The 18,261-nt window shown below is 46.5% G+C and carries 14 protein-coding genes and 1 pseudogene; 9 read left to right on the top strand and 6 right to left on the bottom strand.

Annotated elements, in window-relative coordinates; all coding sequences use genetic code 11:
* Positions 1-22: 22 nt before the first annotated feature.
* The 4 genes from D6024_RS12815 to D6024_RS12805 all read right to left on the bottom strand — a co-directional run bounded on the left by D6024_RS12815 (position 23) and on the right by D6024_RS12805 (position 4,789).
* Positions 23-2,446 carry an ABC transporter permease gene (locus D6024_RS12815; protein WP_121355027.1) on the bottom strand — a complete coding sequence of 808 codons (2,424 nt, stop codon included), beginning with the start codon at positions 2,444-2,446 and terminating at the stop codon, positions 23-25.
* A gap of 69 nt (positions 2,447-2,515) precedes the next feature.
* Positions 2,516-3,193: an ABC transporter ATP-binding protein gene (locus D6024_RS12810; protein ID WP_121355026.1), complete on the bottom strand. Its 678-nt coding sequence runs from the start codon at positions 3,191-3,193 to the stop codon at positions 2,516-2,518.
* Between the two features lie 50 nt (positions 3,194-3,243).
* Positions 3,244-3,390, bottom strand: a complete 147-nt coding sequence (locus D6024_RS26710; protein ID WP_162944739.1) for a hypothetical protein — start codon at positions 3,388-3,390, stop codon at positions 3,244-3,246.
* 145 nt (positions 3,391-3,535) lie between these two features.
* Complete coding sequence (locus D6024_RS12805) at positions 3,536-4,789, bottom strand: efflux RND transporter periplasmic adaptor subunit (RefSeq protein ID WP_121355025.1); 1,254 nt, start codon at positions 4,787-4,789, stop codon at positions 3,536-3,538.
* A gap of 235 nt (positions 4,790-5,024) precedes the next feature.
* On the opposite strand from D6024_RS12805, the gene D6024_RS12800 reads away from it, so the two are divergent.
* From D6024_RS12800 to D6024_RS12760, 9 genes and pseudogenes are all read left to right on the top strand, one after another.
* Positions 5,025-6,380, top strand: a complete 1,356-nt coding sequence (locus tag D6024_RS12800; RefSeq protein ID WP_121355024.1) for a sigma-54-dependent transcriptional regulator — start codon at positions 5,025-5,027, stop codon at positions 6,378-6,380.
* A gap of 87 nt (positions 6,381-6,467) precedes the next feature.
* A complete protein-coding gene (locus tag D6024_RS12795) occupies positions 6,468-7,808 on the top strand; it encodes a sensor histidine kinase (protein WP_121355023.1) in 1,341 nt (446 codons plus the stop codon).
* A gap of 624 nt (positions 7,809-8,432) precedes the next feature.
* Positions 8,433-9,338: a hypothetical protein gene (locus tag D6024_RS12790; protein WP_121355022.1), complete on the top strand. Its 906-nt coding sequence runs from the start codon at positions 8,433-8,435 to the stop codon at positions 9,336-9,338.
* A gap of 16 nt (positions 9,339-9,354) precedes the next feature.
* Positions 9,355-9,693 (top strand): annotated as a pseudogene (locus tag D6024_RS12785) (cupin domain-containing protein); the annotation flags it as partial.
* A 207-nt stretch (positions 9,694-9,900) separates the two neighbouring features.
* Positions 9,901-10,398 (top strand): DUF6141 family protein, encoded by a 498-nt coding sequence (locus D6024_RS12780; RefSeq protein WP_121355020.1) that lies wholly within the window; start codon positions 9,901-9,903, stop codon positions 10,396-10,398.
* A 171-nt stretch (positions 10,399-10,569) separates the two neighbouring features.
* On the top strand, positions 10,570-11,019 hold the full coding sequence (locus tag D6024_RS12775) for a nuclear transport factor 2 family protein (protein ID WP_121355019.1): 450 nt from the start codon (positions 10,570-10,572) through the stop codon (positions 11,017-11,019).
* 599 nt (positions 11,020-11,618) lie between these two features.
* Positions 11,619-14,069: an ABC transporter permease gene (locus tag D6024_RS12770; protein ID WP_121355018.1), complete on the top strand. Its 2,451-nt coding sequence runs from the start codon at positions 11,619-11,621 to the stop codon at positions 14,067-14,069.
* Between the two features lie 221 nt (positions 14,070-14,290).
* A complete protein-coding gene (locus D6024_RS12765; protein ID WP_121355017.1) occupies positions 14,291-14,827 on the top strand; it encodes a hypothetical protein in 537 nt (178 codons plus the stop codon).
* A gap of 201 nt (positions 14,828-15,028) precedes the next feature.
* Positions 15,029-15,478, top strand: a complete 450-nt coding sequence (locus D6024_RS12760) for an SRPBCC family protein (protein WP_121355016.1) — start codon at positions 15,029-15,031, stop codon at positions 15,476-15,478.
* 238 nt (positions 15,479-15,716) lie between these two features.
* Here the strand turns inward: D6024_RS12760 and D6024_RS12750 are convergent, their stop codons facing one another.
* Positions 15,717-16,829, bottom strand: a complete 1,113-nt coding sequence (locus tag D6024_RS12750) for a fatty acid desaturase (RefSeq protein WP_121355014.1) — start codon at positions 16,827-16,829, stop codon at positions 15,717-15,719.
* Between the two features lie 461 nt (positions 16,830-17,290).
* Positions 17,291-18,106, bottom strand: a complete 816-nt coding sequence (locus D6024_RS12745; RefSeq protein ID WP_121355013.1) for a DUF1206 domain-containing protein — start codon at positions 18,104-18,106, stop codon at positions 17,291-17,293.
* Positions 18,107-18,261 lie beyond the last annotated feature (155 nt).

Here is an 18,261-nt window from a genome sequence, read left to right as displayed (position 1 = left end):
CATCATTGATCATTCAAAATATCTATTCTGTCCGCAGACTTTTTACCGGGTTGGCCGTTGCTGCTTTCACCGCCTGCGAGGCGATGGTCACAAAGGCAATCACACCGGCAAGCAGCGCTGCCACCAGGAAAAGCCACCAGGGCATGTTGATGCGGTAGGCAAAATCATCCAGCCATTTGTGTATGAAATACCAGGCGGCAGGAAACGCAATCAGGGCGGAGACGCCGACAAGTTTTAGAAAATCTTTCGACAACAGCGTGACGATGGTGCTCACGTCGGCTCCAAGTACCTTGCGGATACCGATTTCCTTGAAGCGCTGGCTGATGGTGAATGCAGACAAGCCAAACAAACCCAGGCAGGCGATGAAAATGGCAATAGCGGCAAACGTGGTAAAGATGGAGCGCTGCCGCTCTTCGGACTGATACAATTTGGCAAACCGGTCATCGAGGAATGTATAGTCGAACGGGATATGCGGTAAAAACTTTTTCCAGGTGCTTTCCAGATGAGCCATAGCACCCTGCGTGTTGCCGGATAGCTTTACCGTCAGGCTGCCGTAGTTTTTTGCATTTTTCGGGATGAACATCACCAGCGGCAGGATTCGTTGATGCATGGATTCGAAATGGAAGTCATTAAATACCCCGACCAACTGGCCTTTTCTTCCGCCATACAGAAATTGTTTGCCCACAGCATCCTGCGGTGATTGCAATCCCAAAACACGCACAGCCGCTTCGTTGACCAGGAACGAAGACGTGTCGGTACCGTAGTCTCTTGAAAGGCCTCTGCCGGCGATCATTTTTACGCCGTAGGTCGCGAGGTAATCTTCATCTGCCACAACAAATTTGATATCGGCCTGTGTCGGTGCAAGGCTATCGCCCTTATTGATCTGCGACCCCATGGCATCCAGCAAGCGCCCTGTGGGTATGCGTGAGGAGCGGGATATGTTTTTGATGTTCGGATTGGAAAGCAGTTCGAACCTAAAAGCGTTGTACTGCTCCGTCAGGCCGTCGTTGTAAGCCAGCGTTACAATGTGATCGCGGTTAAAGCCAAGCGATTTGTTTTGCATGAACCGCATCTGCTTAAACACGATTGCCGTACTGATGATCAGGATGATGGAAATGGCAAACTGCACCACCACCAGCACTTTGCGAAACGACACATTGCCACCGCCAACTTTCAACAAGCCTTTCAACACTTTGATGGGCTGGAAAGAAGAAAGAAAAAGCGCCGGGTAAAGGCCCGAGAAAATGCCAACAACAAAGGGGACCAGGACAAGCGGAAGCAAGACCGACCAATGTAAAAGCTGGTTGATGGAAAGGTTCTGTCCCGACAGCTTGTTTAAATAAGGCAGTGCAAGCCAGGTGCAGACGTAAGAAAGAATGGCGGCCAGCCAACAGAGTAAAACCGACTCGCTTAAAAATTGCCCGATCAATTCGGCCTTTCGTGCGCCAACCACTTTGCGGATTCCGATTTCCTTTGCACGCAGGACAGAGCGGGCCGTGGAAAGATTCATGTAATTGATGCAGGCAATCAGCAAAATAAAAAGAGCAATCGCCGAGAAGATATACACCCGTTTGATATCGCCGTTTTCCTCGGCCTCATCGTCTTTGTGCGACAGCAAGTGAATGTCGGTCACCTTGCGCAGTGTGAGCAGGGAATAATCCGAAGCTTTGATCAAACCGTTGTTGTCCGGCGGAATGTGCCTGTTTTGGAAAGCCGGCAATTGTGCCTCCAGGCGCCTGGGATCGTAATGCTCCGGCAGGAGAATATAGGTGTAAAAGGCATTATTGCCGAAATTGTCCACGAAATTCTGTTTGCCGTAAACCGCACTGTCCATCAAGGTCGGGAACGAAATCAGCAACTCGGGGTGAAGGTGCGAATTGGACGGGAAAGCCTTGTACACGCCAGTCACCTTTAGATCAAACTGGTTGTTCATCCGGATTACTTTGTTCACAGGGTCGTCGTTGCCAAAATATTTTTGGGCCGTTTCTTCCGTGAGCATGACCGAATTGGGCTCTTCCAGCGCCCTGGCCGGGTTGCCTTTTAGAACCTTGACATCAAATAGGTCGAGCAGATTTCCGTCGCTGAAATACGAGTTGGATTCGCTGAACATTTTTTCCTCGAACCGGAACGGCGTTGGTCCATTCGACAAAACCTGTGTCAGCTTTTTGATTTCTTTGAAATCAGTTTGCAACAGGGATCCAAAAGGAGGCGCGATGGCCGCCAGGCGAAGGTTCACTGTCTTGTCCTGCGGGTTCAGGAAGGTGCGCTCAACGCGATAAATGTTTTTCGCATTTTTATAACGGTCGTAACTCAGCTCATTTAAAATATACGCCAGGATCAACAGGCAGCAGGTGAGCCCTACCGTCAGGCCAAAAAGGTTAATAAAGGAAATCGCCTTGTACTTCCTCAAATTGCGCAAGGCAATTTTCAAATAGTTGCGGAACATAAATTGTGTTTGAGCGGAAAGAAATTCTTCTCGGTTGTTTCTTGTGCAGTCTTCCCTTTTCAAACAAGTTTACACCATGATATTTTCCAGGACCGTTTGTCCGTCGAGCATGCGTACGATGCGATGACTGTAGCGGGCATCGTGCTCGGAGTGTGTCACCATTATGATCGTGGTTCCTTGTTCGTTCAGGTCCGTCAGGAGTTGCATTACCTCGTTGCCGTTGGAAGAATCGAGGTTACCGGTCGGTTCATCTGCGAGGATCAGTTTGGGTTTGTTGACCACCGCCCTGGCAACCGCCACACGCTGTTGCTGGCCACCCGAAAGCTGTTGCGGGTAGTGATTGCGGCGGTGCATGATCTGCATTTTGTCCAACACGTCTTCTACCCTGGTTTTGCGGTCTGCGGCCGTTACGCCCAGGTAGATCAGGGGCAGTTCCACATTTTCAAAGACGGTCAGTTCATCAATCAGGTTGAAACTCTGGAAAACGAACCCGATGTTGCGTTTGCGCAAATCGGCCCGTTTGCGTTCGTTGTATTTGGCCACTTCAATCCCGTTGAAAAGAAAGCTTCCGCTATCGGGTTCGTCGAGTAAACCCAGGATGTTGAGCAGCGTGGATTTGCCGCAGCCCGAAGGGCCCATCACGGCGACGAACTCTCCTTCCTTTACATCGAGATTCAGTTTGTTGAGGGCTACCGTTTCCACTTCTTCGGTACGGTAGATTTTTTCCATGTTTCGAATCTTTATCATAAGTGTTGATTGATGGCTGATTGGTTGATTATCGACTGTCACTTTCAGCGTTAAAAGTTGACAATCAAAATTGATGGCGCAAGATGGAACGACGCTTTTGCTTCTTTCCTGAGAGCAGGTCCTGCTTTTTTGGTTCCTTTCACCGGCGTAGTTGTATGCAGGCAAAGAAAAACAAACATCAGAAGTAAGAGTTTCATAACTGTTGATTTTGTGATGAACGGTTGTCTGACTTAGCTATTGAACGAACTTTTTTTATAAAACTGTTAGAAGAGACGATACTGAACCGAAAAATGTTACATCGCTATGCACAAAAGCTGAAGGCTGATAGCTGATAGCCGACTTCTATTTCTTGATCACCAATTCCTGCATGTTACCGTAATTCTCATAACTGGATGTAACGACCTTATCCCCTGGCTGCAAACCACTCAGCACTTCGTAGTAGTCGGGGTTCTGCCGTCCCAATTGAACGTCGACTTTGTAAGCCGTATTGCCGTCCGAACTCACTTTGTAGACCCAGTTGCCGCCGGTTTGCTGGAAAAAGCCGCCTTTGTTCAGAAGCAGGGCTTGTGTTTCGTCGCTCAGCGCCAGGCGGATCTGGAGGGTTTGCCCGCGGCGGATCCCATCCGGCACTTTTCCGTCAAACAGCATGTCCACCTGGAAACGGCCATTGGTCACCTGTGTATAAACCTTCGTGATCTTCAATTTGTAATTCTGGTTGGCTACTGTGGCTTCGCCCATCAGGCCAATGAACACACGGGAGATATAGTGCTCGTCAATGTCCACCCGCACCTTGTAGCCACTGATGATATCGATCTGGCCGAGGCGTTCGCCTTTGTTTTTGCTCTGGCCGATCTCCACATCCAGCGAGGTTAACTGGCCCGCAACCGGTGCCCGGACAATGAGGTCGCCCACTTTTTTCCGCATCACGTTCAGGGCGTTTTGCGAACCCTTCGCCGACTGCGCAGCCTGCGATACCTGTTGCACATTCGACGTCGCATCCTGTTTCAGGATCTCGTCGGTCAGCTTCATCCGCGCCACCTGGTAATTGAATGTGTTCTCCGCCTGTTTGAATTCCTGCAGGCCAATGGCTTTTTGTTCGTACAGGTATTTGTTCAGGTCATACACCCGCTTGGCTTCTTTGTAGGCGTTTTCCACATCGGTTTTCTGGTTGAGCTTTTGCGTGGTGTTTTGCTGGGCAGCGTTTTTCGCAATCTGCATTTGCGTGAGCAGGTTATACACGGCCGTCTGCTGGTTCACGAGGCTTAGTTCGAGATCGGTGTTGGACAACCGGAGAATGGGCTGGCCTTTGCTCACCATTGCTCCATCCTCCACGTATTTTTCTTCTACCCGGCCTCCTTCCACCGCATCGAGGTAGATGGTGGTTTGTGGCAGAACAACGCCGTTGACAGGAATAAATTCCTGGAAGGCGCCCTTTTTCACTTCACTGATTGTGATGCGTTCGGACTCGACGTTCAATTTTGATTTGCCCGAGGTGTAGTAAATGCTGCCGCCAATCAGCAGCACCAGCGCCGTTACGCCAACAAGGGTGAATGTTTTTTTGCTGTTCCAGCGTTTTTTTTCGATAACTCTGTCCACTGTCGTTTTTTTTTAACCGAACAGGATAAAAGAAATAGGATGCCAAAACAGGGAAGGCATGGTTTTCAACGGGTTAGAAAAACCACGATCTACGAAAGTGTTCGCATGCGGACAAAAACTGTCCGCTTTCGATACAGTGGATTTGAACGGCCAAAAAAGAGGTGTTCATTTTCAGATTCTTATATGATGGCATATTGTTAGTTTCGTCTTTCGCCACAATTCTTTTCTTTACACCATGTCTTTAAAAACTGCTTCGATCCTGGTAATTGACGACGATGTTGATGTGCTGACCGCCGTTCGCCTGCTCCTTAAACCCGAGGTCAAACAAATCGTGACCGAAAAAAACCCGGAGAACATCCGTTCCATCCTGGCCAAACAGGATTTTGACGTGATCCTGCTCGATATGAACTTCAACAGCTCGATCAATACGGGCAATGAAGGCATCTTCTGGCTGAAAAAAATCAAGGAGTTCCGTTCGTCTGCCAATGTCATCATGATCACGGCTTATGGCGATATCGACCTCGCCATCCGCTCGCTGAAAGAAGGTGCGTTTGATTTTATCGTCAAGCCCTGGCATAATGAAAAGCTGATTGCCACCATCAAGGAAGCTGTGCGCCAGAAAGAAAGCAAGGGCAGCGTAGCGCCACCTTCGGGTACGTCGATTTTTGAAAAAGAGCTGTTGGGTGAGTCGGAGGTCATGCAGGATATTTTTTACAAGATCCAGAAGATCGCACCGACGGATGCCAATATTTTGATCCTGGGCGAAAACGGCACCGGCAAGGAACTGATCGCAAAGGCCATTCACCAGTTTTCGTTGCGGGTGACAAAACCGTTCATCAAAGTCGACGTGGGTGCGCTGACCGATTCGCTTTTCGAGAGCGAATTGTTCGGCCACAAAAAAGGCGCCTTTACCGATGCCCGGGAAGACCGCGCCGGCCGGTTTGAGTCGGCCAATACCGGCACCCTGTTCCTTGACGAAATCGGCAATATTTCCCTTCACCAGCAGGCGAAATTGTTAAGCGTTCTGCAAAACCGTCAGGTGACCCGGTTGGGAAGCAACGAGCCAGTTCCCATCGACATCCGCCTGATCTGCGCCACCAACCTGCCACTCTCAGAGCTGGCCAACGAGAGCCGGTTTCGCAAGGACCTGATCTACCGGATCAACACCGTGGAGATCGTGGTGCCGCCGTTGCGGAAACGGGGCAGCGACATTTTACTGCTTGCCAACCATTTTATCAAGATCTACCGGGCCAAATACCTGAAGCCGGAAATGGAGCTTGACAAATCGGCCAAAGAAAAGCTGTTGGGGTACCACTATCCCGGCAACGTTCGCGAGCTGCAATATGCCATCGAAAGGGCCGTGATCATGGCTGATGGCAACGAGCTGACGGCGAGAGATATCCTTTTCTCTCCAATCGAGTCGGCGCTGGTGGAAGTGGATGAAGTGGAGCAGTCGAACCTGAGTGCGATTGAAAAAAACACCATCCTCAAAGTCATCGAAAAAAACAACGGCAATATATCCAAAGCGGCAAAGGAATTGGGCATTACACGGACAGCCCTTTACCGGCGGCTGAGCAAATATGATCTTTAGCATCACGAGACTTTGTGCCCTGTGTTCTTGTATCTAGAATAAACAGATTCCTTTAGTGAAACCGGATGACAGACACACCGATCAACTATGACAGCAAATCTTTCATACAACCGCATTTTACTTCGCACCATCCTGCTTTTTGCTTCCCTGGCACTGACCTCATTTTTCCTGGTTAAAGGATGGTACCTCTGGGCGGCGCTTTTGACGCCCTTCCTGATTTACCAGATGGTGGAATTTTTCCGTTTTCAGCGAAAGACGCACGAAGAGGTCAACCAGTTTTTGGAGGCAGTGCACTACCGCGATTTTTCCCGCTATTTCGACGTGAAGCATGCCTCGGCCGATATCCAGCCGCTGCGCCAGGGTTTCAACGAAATCAACACCACTTTCAAGGTGATCAGCAAGGAAAAAGAAACCCAGTACCAATACCTCCAGAAAATCCTTGAACTGGTGGATACGGGCATCCTGTCGTACGAAGTGGAAAGCGGTGAAGTGATCTGGATGAATGAAACGCTGAAGCGGATGCTTGAAGTCCCGTACCTGAAGACGATCCAGTCGCTGAGCCGGCGAAACAATGTGCTGTTTGAAGAACTGCAAACCATCAGTCCAGCCGAAACAAAGATCGTCACCATTCACCTGGAGAAAACAACCTTCAAGGCGCTCCTCTCCGCCTCTGCTTTCCAGATCAACAACAAAAAGTCGAAACTGATCGCCTTTCAAAATGTCAACGAAGCGCTGGACGAAACCGAATCGAAGGCCTGGCAAAAGCTGCTCAGCGTGATGACCCACGAGATCATGAATTCGGTAGCGCCGATTTCCTCGCTGGCCGAAACGCTGAAAAACCGGCTACAGCTGGCCAGTGCGCAGATCGAGGATGACGCCGTGGAAGACCTCGAGCTGGGCATCGACACCATCAAGCGGCGCAGCGAAGGGCTGTTGAAATTTGCCGAAACTTATCGCAGCCTGAACAAGATCACAAAGCTGAACCTGAAGAAAATTTATGTGCGGGAACTGTTTGCCAACCTGCACCAGTTGATGCAGCCCACGTTTGAGCAAAAAGGAACGGAACTGGAAATCATCCTCAAAAACCCCGACCTCCAGATGCAGGCGGATATCAACTTGCTGGAACAGGTTTTTATCAATCTTATTGTCAATGCGCTGGAGGCCGTCAAAGAAACAACGCATCCCAAAATTATCCTTTCTGCCGACCAGACACTCGAACGCAAGATCATCCTCAAAGTAGCCGACAACGGGCAGGGCATGCCCGAAGAAGTGATGGACAAGATTTTCATCCCCTTTTTCAGCACCAAGAAAAGCGGCAGCGGCATTGGCCTGAGCCTCTGCAAGCAGATCGTGATGTTGCACAAGGGAACCATCCAGGTGCAATCGAAGGAAGGCCAGGGAACCGTTTTCGTGATGCAGTTTTCGTAAGCGGCGTGCGAATTAACGAAATGATTCGAGACATAAATCGAAACAGCATTGTAGTGCAAATAAAGCTTGTAGAAAAGGTGGTTGGTTTCGGGTAATTTGTTAATGAGACTCTTGCCCGCAACTTAAACAAACTGTCCTTTTTGCAAGGATTATCTAGCAGTTTATAACCTGATGTTGCGATCACGCAAATCAATTAACAGAAAGCATGACACTTACAAATATTTTGCCTGTCTGTTTTTTAATTATCTTATTTATAAGAATATATCTAAGAATTAAAATCGACAAAATAAGAGGTGTGAATTCGATTGCTCGTCGATATGTGCTTGGAGGGTATGCTACAGCTGGAATATTACCGCTTTTAGAAAATAGCAAAATCGAATAAGGTTAACAATCTTATTCGATTTTCGAATAGTTTATGTGCGGCTCAATGGTTGTTATTTGCATTGATTATGGTTACGATTTTGATTGTATGTCGTTAGTATGCCTCCTACATTGCCTGGCAAAGGGCTGGCTATAGAATAAGGGCCTGGCTTTTGAACGTCTATTATGCAGTATACCTTTGTCCAAGCGACAGGGTAGTGAAATTCGGTACTTCGGCAAGTCCTCTCCGTTAGCAATAGCAGTATGAAGACAATAACCCAACTTTTTGCAAATACAATAATTTTACTGTTCATTTCGTGCGAACAAGTAGACGAGAATAAAACAATTGCTACTAATCACACCGACACGACAAAAACATCTGTTGACACTGGCAAGCAGGAACGATTGCAAAAAAGTGAAATGATTGAAGAACAAGAGAACTTTGACAGTCTATACGACGACAAAGTTTTAAGCGAAGCAATTAAAATTGCTGAGCAACGCAAGGCACGAGATAGATTTAAAAAGAGTTACGTTGCAACAATACCTGATAGTTCATATCAGGTCAAAGTTGATATAAGCAGTGGGTTTTATTTTTCACATCAGTTTCCGCATTTGATTGTTAGAAGAACAACGCCAAGTTCTGTTTACATTGACATTTTCTCAACGACAAATAAACAGGTTCAAAAAGTTCTCTTCTATGAACAAGGTAAGTTGGAATACACTGGAGATACAATTCGTGACATTAACGGCGATGGCTTGAAAGACTTTGTCGTAAACTGGTACGGTAGCAACGGCTGCTGCCTGAAGGCTTTTAGCAATGTTTTCTTGCTACGAGCGGACAAAAAATCGTATTCCAGTAGCATAGAATTTATCAATCCGACTTTTTCTCCAAAAGAGCAAATTGTTCGAGGTGTTTGTTACGGTCATCCCGATGAAACAGAAATGTACAAGTATAAGTGGAATAAAGAAGCAGTTGATACAGTAGAGTATATCTATTATGAGAAGAATGACAAAGGTGAGAAGACAGGAAAACTGATTGTATCGAATAACCTTCCATTCAGCGACCGCCATAAAGTTTTGAAACGATTAAGTTATATGCCTGCTGAATATAGGAAAATTGAGGGCTATGACTGGTTTACAGATAACTTAGACAAAAGCGGCAACCGCTAGCTAGCATACGCATTCTGCGGGTCAAATCCTGGTTTGCACCGAAGGTGTAGGATATTGCCGGGAAAGGAGAAAGCGGCTTCAAACCCTTCATGCAGGTGATGTTGTGAAAATACCGCCAGGTGTAGAACACCGGCACGGTGCCTCGCCTAAAACTAGCTTTGGCCATATTGCTATTAATGTAAAGACTGAAAAAGGAGTGGTTAACTGGCTGAAACCGGTGACGGATGAAGAGTATAAGCTGGAGGAAAACACAAGCCTATTGAACTTTCCTGCAAAATCGTTCAAAACCGACGCTGACAGGGAAGCACAAATCATTCGTTCGGTCAAACAAGACTTGCTGTATCTGCCGCGATGAAGAGCAAGCCACCGGCCGCAGGCTTGTCGTCCATCTTCAGTTCCACCAGGCCGAGCGCAGGCGAACAAAAGAAACGATCAACAACTTTTGTACATTTATTCTCAACAGTTCAGGACTGACGAACCTCGGAATATTGCGGAAACGTCAAGTCCATTTTCGTTGCCTGCAATGGTGAAATCGCAGTTCTAAAAGTATAATAGCCAAGTTATGAGCAGCATCAGATTTGAAGAACAACAACAGTTTCGACAAAGATGGACGTATTTTATTTACATTCTTTTCTTTGCGCTGCTGGGGCTGTTTGTCTATGCTGATATCCAGCAAATCATCTTCGGCAGACCGTTCGGCGACAAACCGGCTTCGAACGCTGCTTTACTAGTTATTACTCTCTTCATACTTGTTCTGTTGGTTCTCTTATACCAGGTAAAGCTAGAGACCCTGATGACTGATGATGGTGTGTATTATAAGTGGAAACCATTTCAGAAGACCTACCGAAAGTTCGCCTGGAGCGAAATTGTCAAAGCGGAAATCATCAGATTTGGTTTCATAGGATACGGATGGCGACTGACGTCGTATGGGACCATCTACAATGTTGCCGGTGACAAAGGGCTACAGCTTCACCTGAAGTCAGGAAATAAGGTTGTACTAGGAACACAAAAGGCAAACGAGTTGGCCGAGTTTTTACGCCAAATCAATCGCCGGGATTAAGAACCGCAGGCGGCAAGAGCGAGTTTGCGATATGGCGGCCGACGAATAAATGCCGTACAGAATACCTCAATTCACCTCATGAATTAAATTTAGGCTAACGCGTCACGGACTGCCACCCTATCCTAAAGCCGTTAATTGTTGTGCGTTATTGATGACCCATAAATATCAACCATGAAAATTGCAAAATTGTCGCTGGTAGTTGCCTTTAATTTATTCCTGGCAAACCTTTCTTTTTCTCAGCAATCAGAAGAGTCTATGATCAGAAAGCATGAGGACATGGAAAGGGAGGCGATCTTGAAAAGTGACACGGCGGAGCTATCCCGGTTGATGTCAAGAAAGATTGTTGTACTAAATCCGGAAAATGCAATTGTTGGATTTCGACAGGTAATCGACAGGGTCAAGGGTGGAAAAATCAATTATTCGATGTTTGAAAGACAAATCGAACACGTGGCTTTTATAAATGGCATTGCCGTGGTGATGGGATTGGAAACACTCATTCCCCAAGGGACTACACAAGATGCCGGAAAAGCCGTGAAAAGACGCTTCACCAACATTTGGACAAAAGAAGAAGGCAGCTGGAAATTAACTGCACGGCAAGCGACAATCGTGTCAATTAACTGATGATTTAATTGTCCTCTCATTAGAAGCCACGCACAACAAGTACATTGGCAAGTGGTTACCGTTGAGCGCAGCCGGCAACCTCCAAATTATTCAAAGCTTCCAAATTAAGACAGGCAACCTTGCAAACAGCAAAGAATGGCCGGAATAACTTGACACTTTGGTGGCATCTCCATCGCTTGCTATCTGGTCTGATGGGTTAAAGACCCATGCAGTAGAAAATATCGGCGAATCTGCTATCCATATCATAAGCGTTGAGATCAAAACATTAGCTGCTGGTCGCTAAACAGTCCCTTGCTGCAAACCTAACCGGACGTCATTCTATTCAGCTTAACGAATACGGCGCCAGTTTATTTATTCTCAACTGAATTGCCGAAAGGCTACATGTAAATGCAAGGTTTTATGATTGACAGCAATCACGTTGGACCCACACTAGTTGCCCGCCAGGTTGCCAAGGATTCCTGTTGCTTGTAACAAAAACGAACAACACTGTATCAAAAGCGTACACATTGCTTGCTTCGGGTGAAGCCAATAAATTGATGTTCAACTAGATAGTAAAACGGTATTTCAATCGTGCCTTTGAAACCCAATACAGCCAGTTTATGTTCAAAAACTATTTCAAAACAGCGTTCAGAAGTTTGACCCGCAACAGGAACTACACACTAATCAATATCGCCGGCCTGGCTGTCGGCATTGCCGTATGTATGGTCATCTTTATGATCATACAATTTCAAACCAGCTTCGATAATTTTCACACGCACAAAGACCGCATCTGCCGTGTGTTGACTGAATCTCACCATGCAAATGCAGGAACCGTTTCCTATGGCAAAAATGTTCCTTTTCCCATGCCACAGGGCTTGAAAGCGGCTTTTCCTCAACTGGAGCAGGTAGCGCCGGTTTATGCAAGCCACAACGACGAGTTGCAGGTCCTGGATGATAATGGAACGCCTGTAAAGAATTTTAAAGAAGGAAGCGGTGTATTTTATACAAGTCCTTCCTTCTTCCGCATCTTTAATTTTCCCTTGCTGGCAGGTTCGTATGCGTCATTAAACGATCCGAACAATGTATTGTTGACAAAGGAGATTGCAGAAACCTATTTTGGCAACTGGAAAACAGCAGTGGGTAAAACCATTAAGCTAACGGGATTTTATAGCATGCAGGCAGGACTGTTCCAATTCCCGCCGGTAGCGCTGAAGGTTTCAGGCATTCTTGCCACTATACCGGCAAATACGGACTTTCAGCTAAAATTGGTGGTTGCGTGGGGGACAGATTTTACCGGGGATAAGCAATACGGTTTTGCACAACCGGATTGGAATGGAACTTCGGCTGATTTAGGTTGCTATGTTTTGTTGCCGCCGGGTCATTCTGTCGACAATTTCAATCATCAATTACGTGCGTATGCACGAACCGTACTACCGGCTGCCAACAAGGATAATTATGTTGTACAGCCATTACAAGCGGTGCATTACGATGCGGAGGTAGGTAACTTCAGTAACAAAACAATCGGTCATGAACTGGTGAACGTACTGTGGCTGATTGCCGCATTCATCCTCCTGATCGCCTGTGTAAATTTTGTTAACCTCTCCACCGCACAAGCAGTTAATCGTGCAAAAGAAGTAGGTGTGCGCAAGGTTTTGGGAAGTAATAAATCGCAATTACAGATCCAGTTCATCGCTGAAACGTTTTTGATCGTGATAAGCGCTGTCGTGCTGGCAACGGCTTTAACAACGCTTGCATTGCCTTTTGTAAATCAACTTTTAGAACTTTCCCTTTCATTCAGCTTATTCCACAATCCTCCAATTATTTTATGTCTCTTGGCGGTCACAGTTGTCGTAACCGCACTTGCCGGTTTCTACCCTTCTGTTGTTTTGTCACGTTTCAACCCGATTAATGCTTTAAAGAGTAAAGTCACGGTAAACACCGCAAAGGGAATTTCATTACGAAGAGGATTGGTGGTGTTTCAATTCATCGTTGCACAAGTGCTCATCATCGGAACATTCATCATTGTACAGCAGATGGATTATTTTATGGATCAGCCCTTGGGATTCGACAAAGACGCCATTGTCACTATTCCTTACCGCCCGGATAGTACGCAGGACTATTTGCGCCAGCAGTTATTGTCGATAAACGGTGTGAAGGCCGTAAGCTTCAGTTCCAACACCCCGGCTGAAGATGATAATAATAAGTTTACCACTTTCAAGTTTGACAATGCGATAAAGGATGCAGATTTCCAGGCCATTACCAAATTCGCCGACAATGAATTTGTTCCGACGTATAAATTACAACTGGTAGCCGGAAGAAATCTGCAACCTTCCGGTTGGACAAAAGAATTCCTGGTGAATGAATCATTCGTAAAAAATTTAGGGCTTAAAAAGCCGGAAGACATATTGAATAAAGAAGTAAGCATGATGGGTGGGCTGATCAAATGCCCTGTTGTTGGCGTATTGAAAGATTTCAACGACAGGTCGTTGCGCAATCATCTTGCACCATTGCTTATTGCCACAAATAATACGATGTACCGGCAGGCATCAATAAAGCTGGCAACAACAAACATTGCTGCCACCATGCAATCCATAAAAAAAATATGGGAGCAAACATTTCCGAATTATGTTTATGAATACCGGTTTTTGGATGAGAAAATTGCCGGTTTTTACAAACAGGAGGTCCAGTTAGCACAGTTGTATAAACTTTTTGCCGCCATCGCGATCTTCCTCAGTTGTCTCGGGTTATATGGCTTAGCCTCCTTCATGGCGGTACAGCGGGTAAAAGAAGTAGGCATTCGCAAAGTATTGGGAGCATCTGCTGCAAACATCGTTTACCAGTTTTCAAAAGAATTCGTCCTGCTGGTCACGATCGCTTTTGTCATAGCCACGCCCATCGCATGGTATTACATGCACCAATGGCTGCAGTCCTATGTTTACCGCATCGACATCAGTTGGTGGATATTTGCAGCAGGCGGACTGGTTGCAGGCATCATCGCGCTTGCAACGATAAGTTTCCAGGCAATAAAAGCAGCCAAAGCAAACCCGGTGAAAAGCTTAAAGGCGGAATAGCCCAGGTACATTTCCTTGAAAGAAAACGGCCGGCAACAAGCGAATTGCTGCACGTGGTACCGGACATCGGGCAATCGGTTATGTGCTATTATTGGCAGTTGTCGTGGCCGGACGGAAATGGATTAACAAAAATTCTTACTTTCAACAGTAAACCGGGCCAGCTGCCGCGGCGGAAATATCCAACCACTCGGATTCTTTTGCCTCTTCAAACCATAACTAACATGACAGCAAAATCATTGTTTACCGTTATCCTTAAAGTGTTAGGGATTTATTTCGTCAAAGACATTGTTCTTTCACTACCGACTTTATTGAGTGTCTTTTACAGCTTTGGTGACAGAGATGTATCCGGCGCAATTTCTACATTTTTAATATCATTCCTGACCCTTCTTGTTTATTTTGTTGTTGCGTATGGGTTTATTTTCAAAACCGAATGGGTTATGGAAAGGCTCAGGATACTGGATAACTTACCGCAGGATCCCATCCCTTTTAATATTCACCGGTCTACGGTAATCAGTATATCGATACTGGTCGTTGCACTTCTTATTATCACGGAGGCCGTCCCGCTAGTGATCAGGGGACTGACTAAGTGGTTTCAATACAAACAAATGACCAGGGGCCTCTACAGCGGATTCGAGGCGTTTGATTATAGTATGATCCTGGTGCATGCTGGAGAAATTGTTATCGGCCTGCTGATGATCGGTTACCAGCGGCAACTGGTAAACTACATAGAGATCAAAACAAGACGGCAACAATACTAACAGGCTGCTTTCATTTGATGATCGCTGAAGAAGAGCCGTAGAAATAAACAAATTTGTTTAAATTGAAAACCGGTTACGGATACACGGAACGATCGTCACGCATCCCAAACCTGATCTATTCCATATCGCAACCCCTGCCTGGTCTCATGGCAATAAAAAATGCTTCGACAAACGGGCTAAAGAAATTTTTAAACCTTTTTTATGGCTAACAACAGCGTTTCCTTACACCGTGTTTTGAAAACTTCTCCCGAAAAAGTTTATCGTGCCTTTACCGAATCCAATGCGCTTGCATCCTGGTTGCCTCCATACGGCTTCCTTTGCACCGTGCACGAAATGAATATGCAGGTTGGCGGCACCTATAAAATGTCGTTTCAGAATTTTTCTACGGGGAATGGCCATTCGTTTGGCGGGAAATATGTCGAGATCAAGCCCAATGCTTTTTTAAAGTACACCGATCAATTTGACGATCCCAACCTGCCGGGTGAAATGACCACGTCTGTATGGCTGGAAAAAGTTTCGGTCGGCACCGAAGTCAAAATTTTGCAGGAAGGCATTCCTTCCATGATCCCTGTAGAAATGTGTTACCTGGGCTGGCAGGAATCATTGGAAAAACTGGCGAAGCTGGTTGAGCCGGAAATCCCGGATGCCTAAATCCTGTGTACTTCCGAAGCAGGTTTCTCTATCATTGCCAGTCGGCAAAGCCACTTTACTCGTTCTAACGAAGCAAGCGAACAGAAAACGGCCAGTGAAACGGCTGCCTTTTTGGGAACAGGCTTCCCCATTGTTTAAACTTTTCGGCAGGACAAAAAAAACAACTGGTGACATGCTCAAAAAAGGCTAGGCCTGTCTCCTTTTCACTCTACCGGACACGGGAGTAAGCTTCAGTGTGCTATTCAGCCTGCTTCAACACCTCCGGGATTTTCGCCAGATGCTCCCGATTGTAGGCCTCACCGGCAAGTGGTTTCATGTCTCTTGAATGTCCTTTCGCGATAAACTTTTTCAGAAACTCTTTTTTCGAGTCTTTGTAGGAAGAGACCAGTTTTAGTTTGTATAACACATAAATATACACCCAGGCAAGATCAAACTGCATCGGGAGAAAGCCTGCACGGGCACTGCCCGGGTACAAGTGGTGGTTGTTGTGCCATTCGCCGGCCAGCAAGCCCGGCCTGGTTTGATTGATGGACAGATTGCTGCGATCGAAGTCGATCCCATCTTTGTGTTTTGACTTTCCACCGCCGTGTCCCGAATAATTAAAGGCCCGTACCAGCACAAACCACAGCATGGCAGCGGAGAACAGGGCACAGGCAAGCGAATGCCCGCCGATTAAAAAGTAAACCGAATACCAGAAAGTCCAGTTAAGAGCAGTGATGCCGATTGTATAAAACGGATTGGCCACGGATCCCCATTTTTGATAACCCGCATAGGAATTTAAACCTACCCCCGTATGCTTCATAAAATGCACGACCTTTTTGTAAGAATCTTCCGACAGGTGCGGTGAGATCCGCTGGTGGTTGAACTCTGCCAGCATGCAATACATGAAACCGGCCTGCGGGTTATAGGGGTCACCAGGTTCATCCGATTTGGAATGATGCACGTGGTGCGACACGACATAAATCTCTTCGGGAAGTGTTTTGATCACCAGGTTTTGGGTGAGAAAACGCCACACCGGGTGGCTAAAGGCATAGGCCTTGTGGGTGCAATAACGGTGATACCAGATAGTGCCGTGCGTACCCATCACCATCATGCTATAGAGCACCACGACCGGCACGAGGTACCATGAAAAATAGTTGAATAAAAATTGATAAAAAAAGATAGACATCACCGCAAGTAAAACGCAACTTGTGAGCGAGATCCAATTCTTTTTTGTTTTCATGATGTTGATTCGCGAAAGCGCTTCCAGCCATAGTTGTTTGGATGAAGGAACAATGAGTGTCCCGTTTTCATTTTTCCAGCCATACGAGGGTACATGAAGCAAATTGTCGATGAACTTGTTTCCAGCCATAAAGGGTTGAATATCGGTAAGAAATGCGAGTTGCCAGTTTATATTTTACTGGCGCCTGCTTTAATCTGTAAATTCCCTGCCACATTATGAATCTGAAATATGAATTAACATTTGAAGGTGAGGTGTTCAGATGATAATAAATCATTATTTTGATTCAATGCATGTTCCACTCCTGATTCCTTAGGGAAGATCGATCTTCAATTTAAATATGTAGCGTGATGGTAAAGGGCCAATCGAAGAACGCACCGTCTAAATTTCACTCATCAATCAAGCCTGCAACGTATTTTCACCTGATAATTTATCGTCACGATAATGAACGACATGAACAACATGTTTTGGCATTTGCAATGATCCGGTTGCTGCCTGGACCACGTGAGGTGGTTGTTTGACCTTGCAAAACGGAAATGTCCTGACCTGTTATGCTGATAGTAATCAGCCGGGCGGCTTACCCTAATGATGCTTCAATCTTTATCCGAATCATAAAAACAGCCCAGGGCCACCATGAATATGCCATAACAGATCGTACCGAGTGCAACAGCGATAAAATACACGTGTCCAACGTCGTCGCCGATAAAGTCAAAAGCTTTGTCGGTGTTAACGACAACCTGTTCGTTTTTCGTCAGGCCGGCTTTGAAATAAAAAAAACCGATAATCCCGAGGATAATGCCGCGGGAAAAATGCCCCGCCCACGCCAGCCCGTGAATGAATGATTGTTTCCAACGTGAGAGAAAATCGATATCGAGTCTTTCCCTGTAGGTGCCGCTGACAACATAACCCATTTGAACGACCGCGGTAAGCAGAACAACAACGCCCATTATGACCAGTGCCAAAACGCCCCAGCTTTCACCAAGCACATGTCTCACCATTTCGCGTTCGGCAATTGGTTTGCCGGTTTCAACCGCGACGGCTTTTCCCGCGATAACCTGGAAAGCGGTATAGGCGATCAGGGCGTCGGCAAAACTGCTGAGGGCAATTCCTGACCGTTTGGCGATTCCTGTCCAATCGCTTCCATAGCCATACGGGTCCCGGGCCGTTTCATAAACCCGCCAGGCGATGTAGCTGACCATCCCCGTAAGAACGAGCCAGACAAAAATTTTCCCGGCGGAGAACTTGTTCAGGAAAACCAACAGGCTCCCTTCGTCGGCTCCGCCGTGTTTAATCCGCAAAAATGACAGCATCGCAACCGAGCCGATCCCTGCATAAACAAGCCCCGTGCTGATGCAGCCCCAGGCTGCGAGGTAGTGTGCAAACGGCCGTTTTGATTTGCGTCTTTTCATTTTATTCTCTTTCAGCAAATGGCGTCTATCACTGTTTCAACAACCTTTTCTGCATTGGTTGAAAACCCGTCAACAGGTTAAAACAGATTTATTGCCGCCATTCATTGTTATTTTCTATCGCAAGCTGAAAAGCAGGAACAGCAAATGGCGTGCTG

The organism is Flavisolibacter nicotianae, from assembly GCF_003628535.1.
Lineage (GTDB): Bacteria > Bacteroidota > Bacteroidia > Chitinophagales > Chitinophagaceae > Flavisolibacter > Flavisolibacter nicotianae.
Note: the sequence above shows the minus strand (reverse complement) of the source record. Positions and strands in the feature narration are given on the sequence as shown.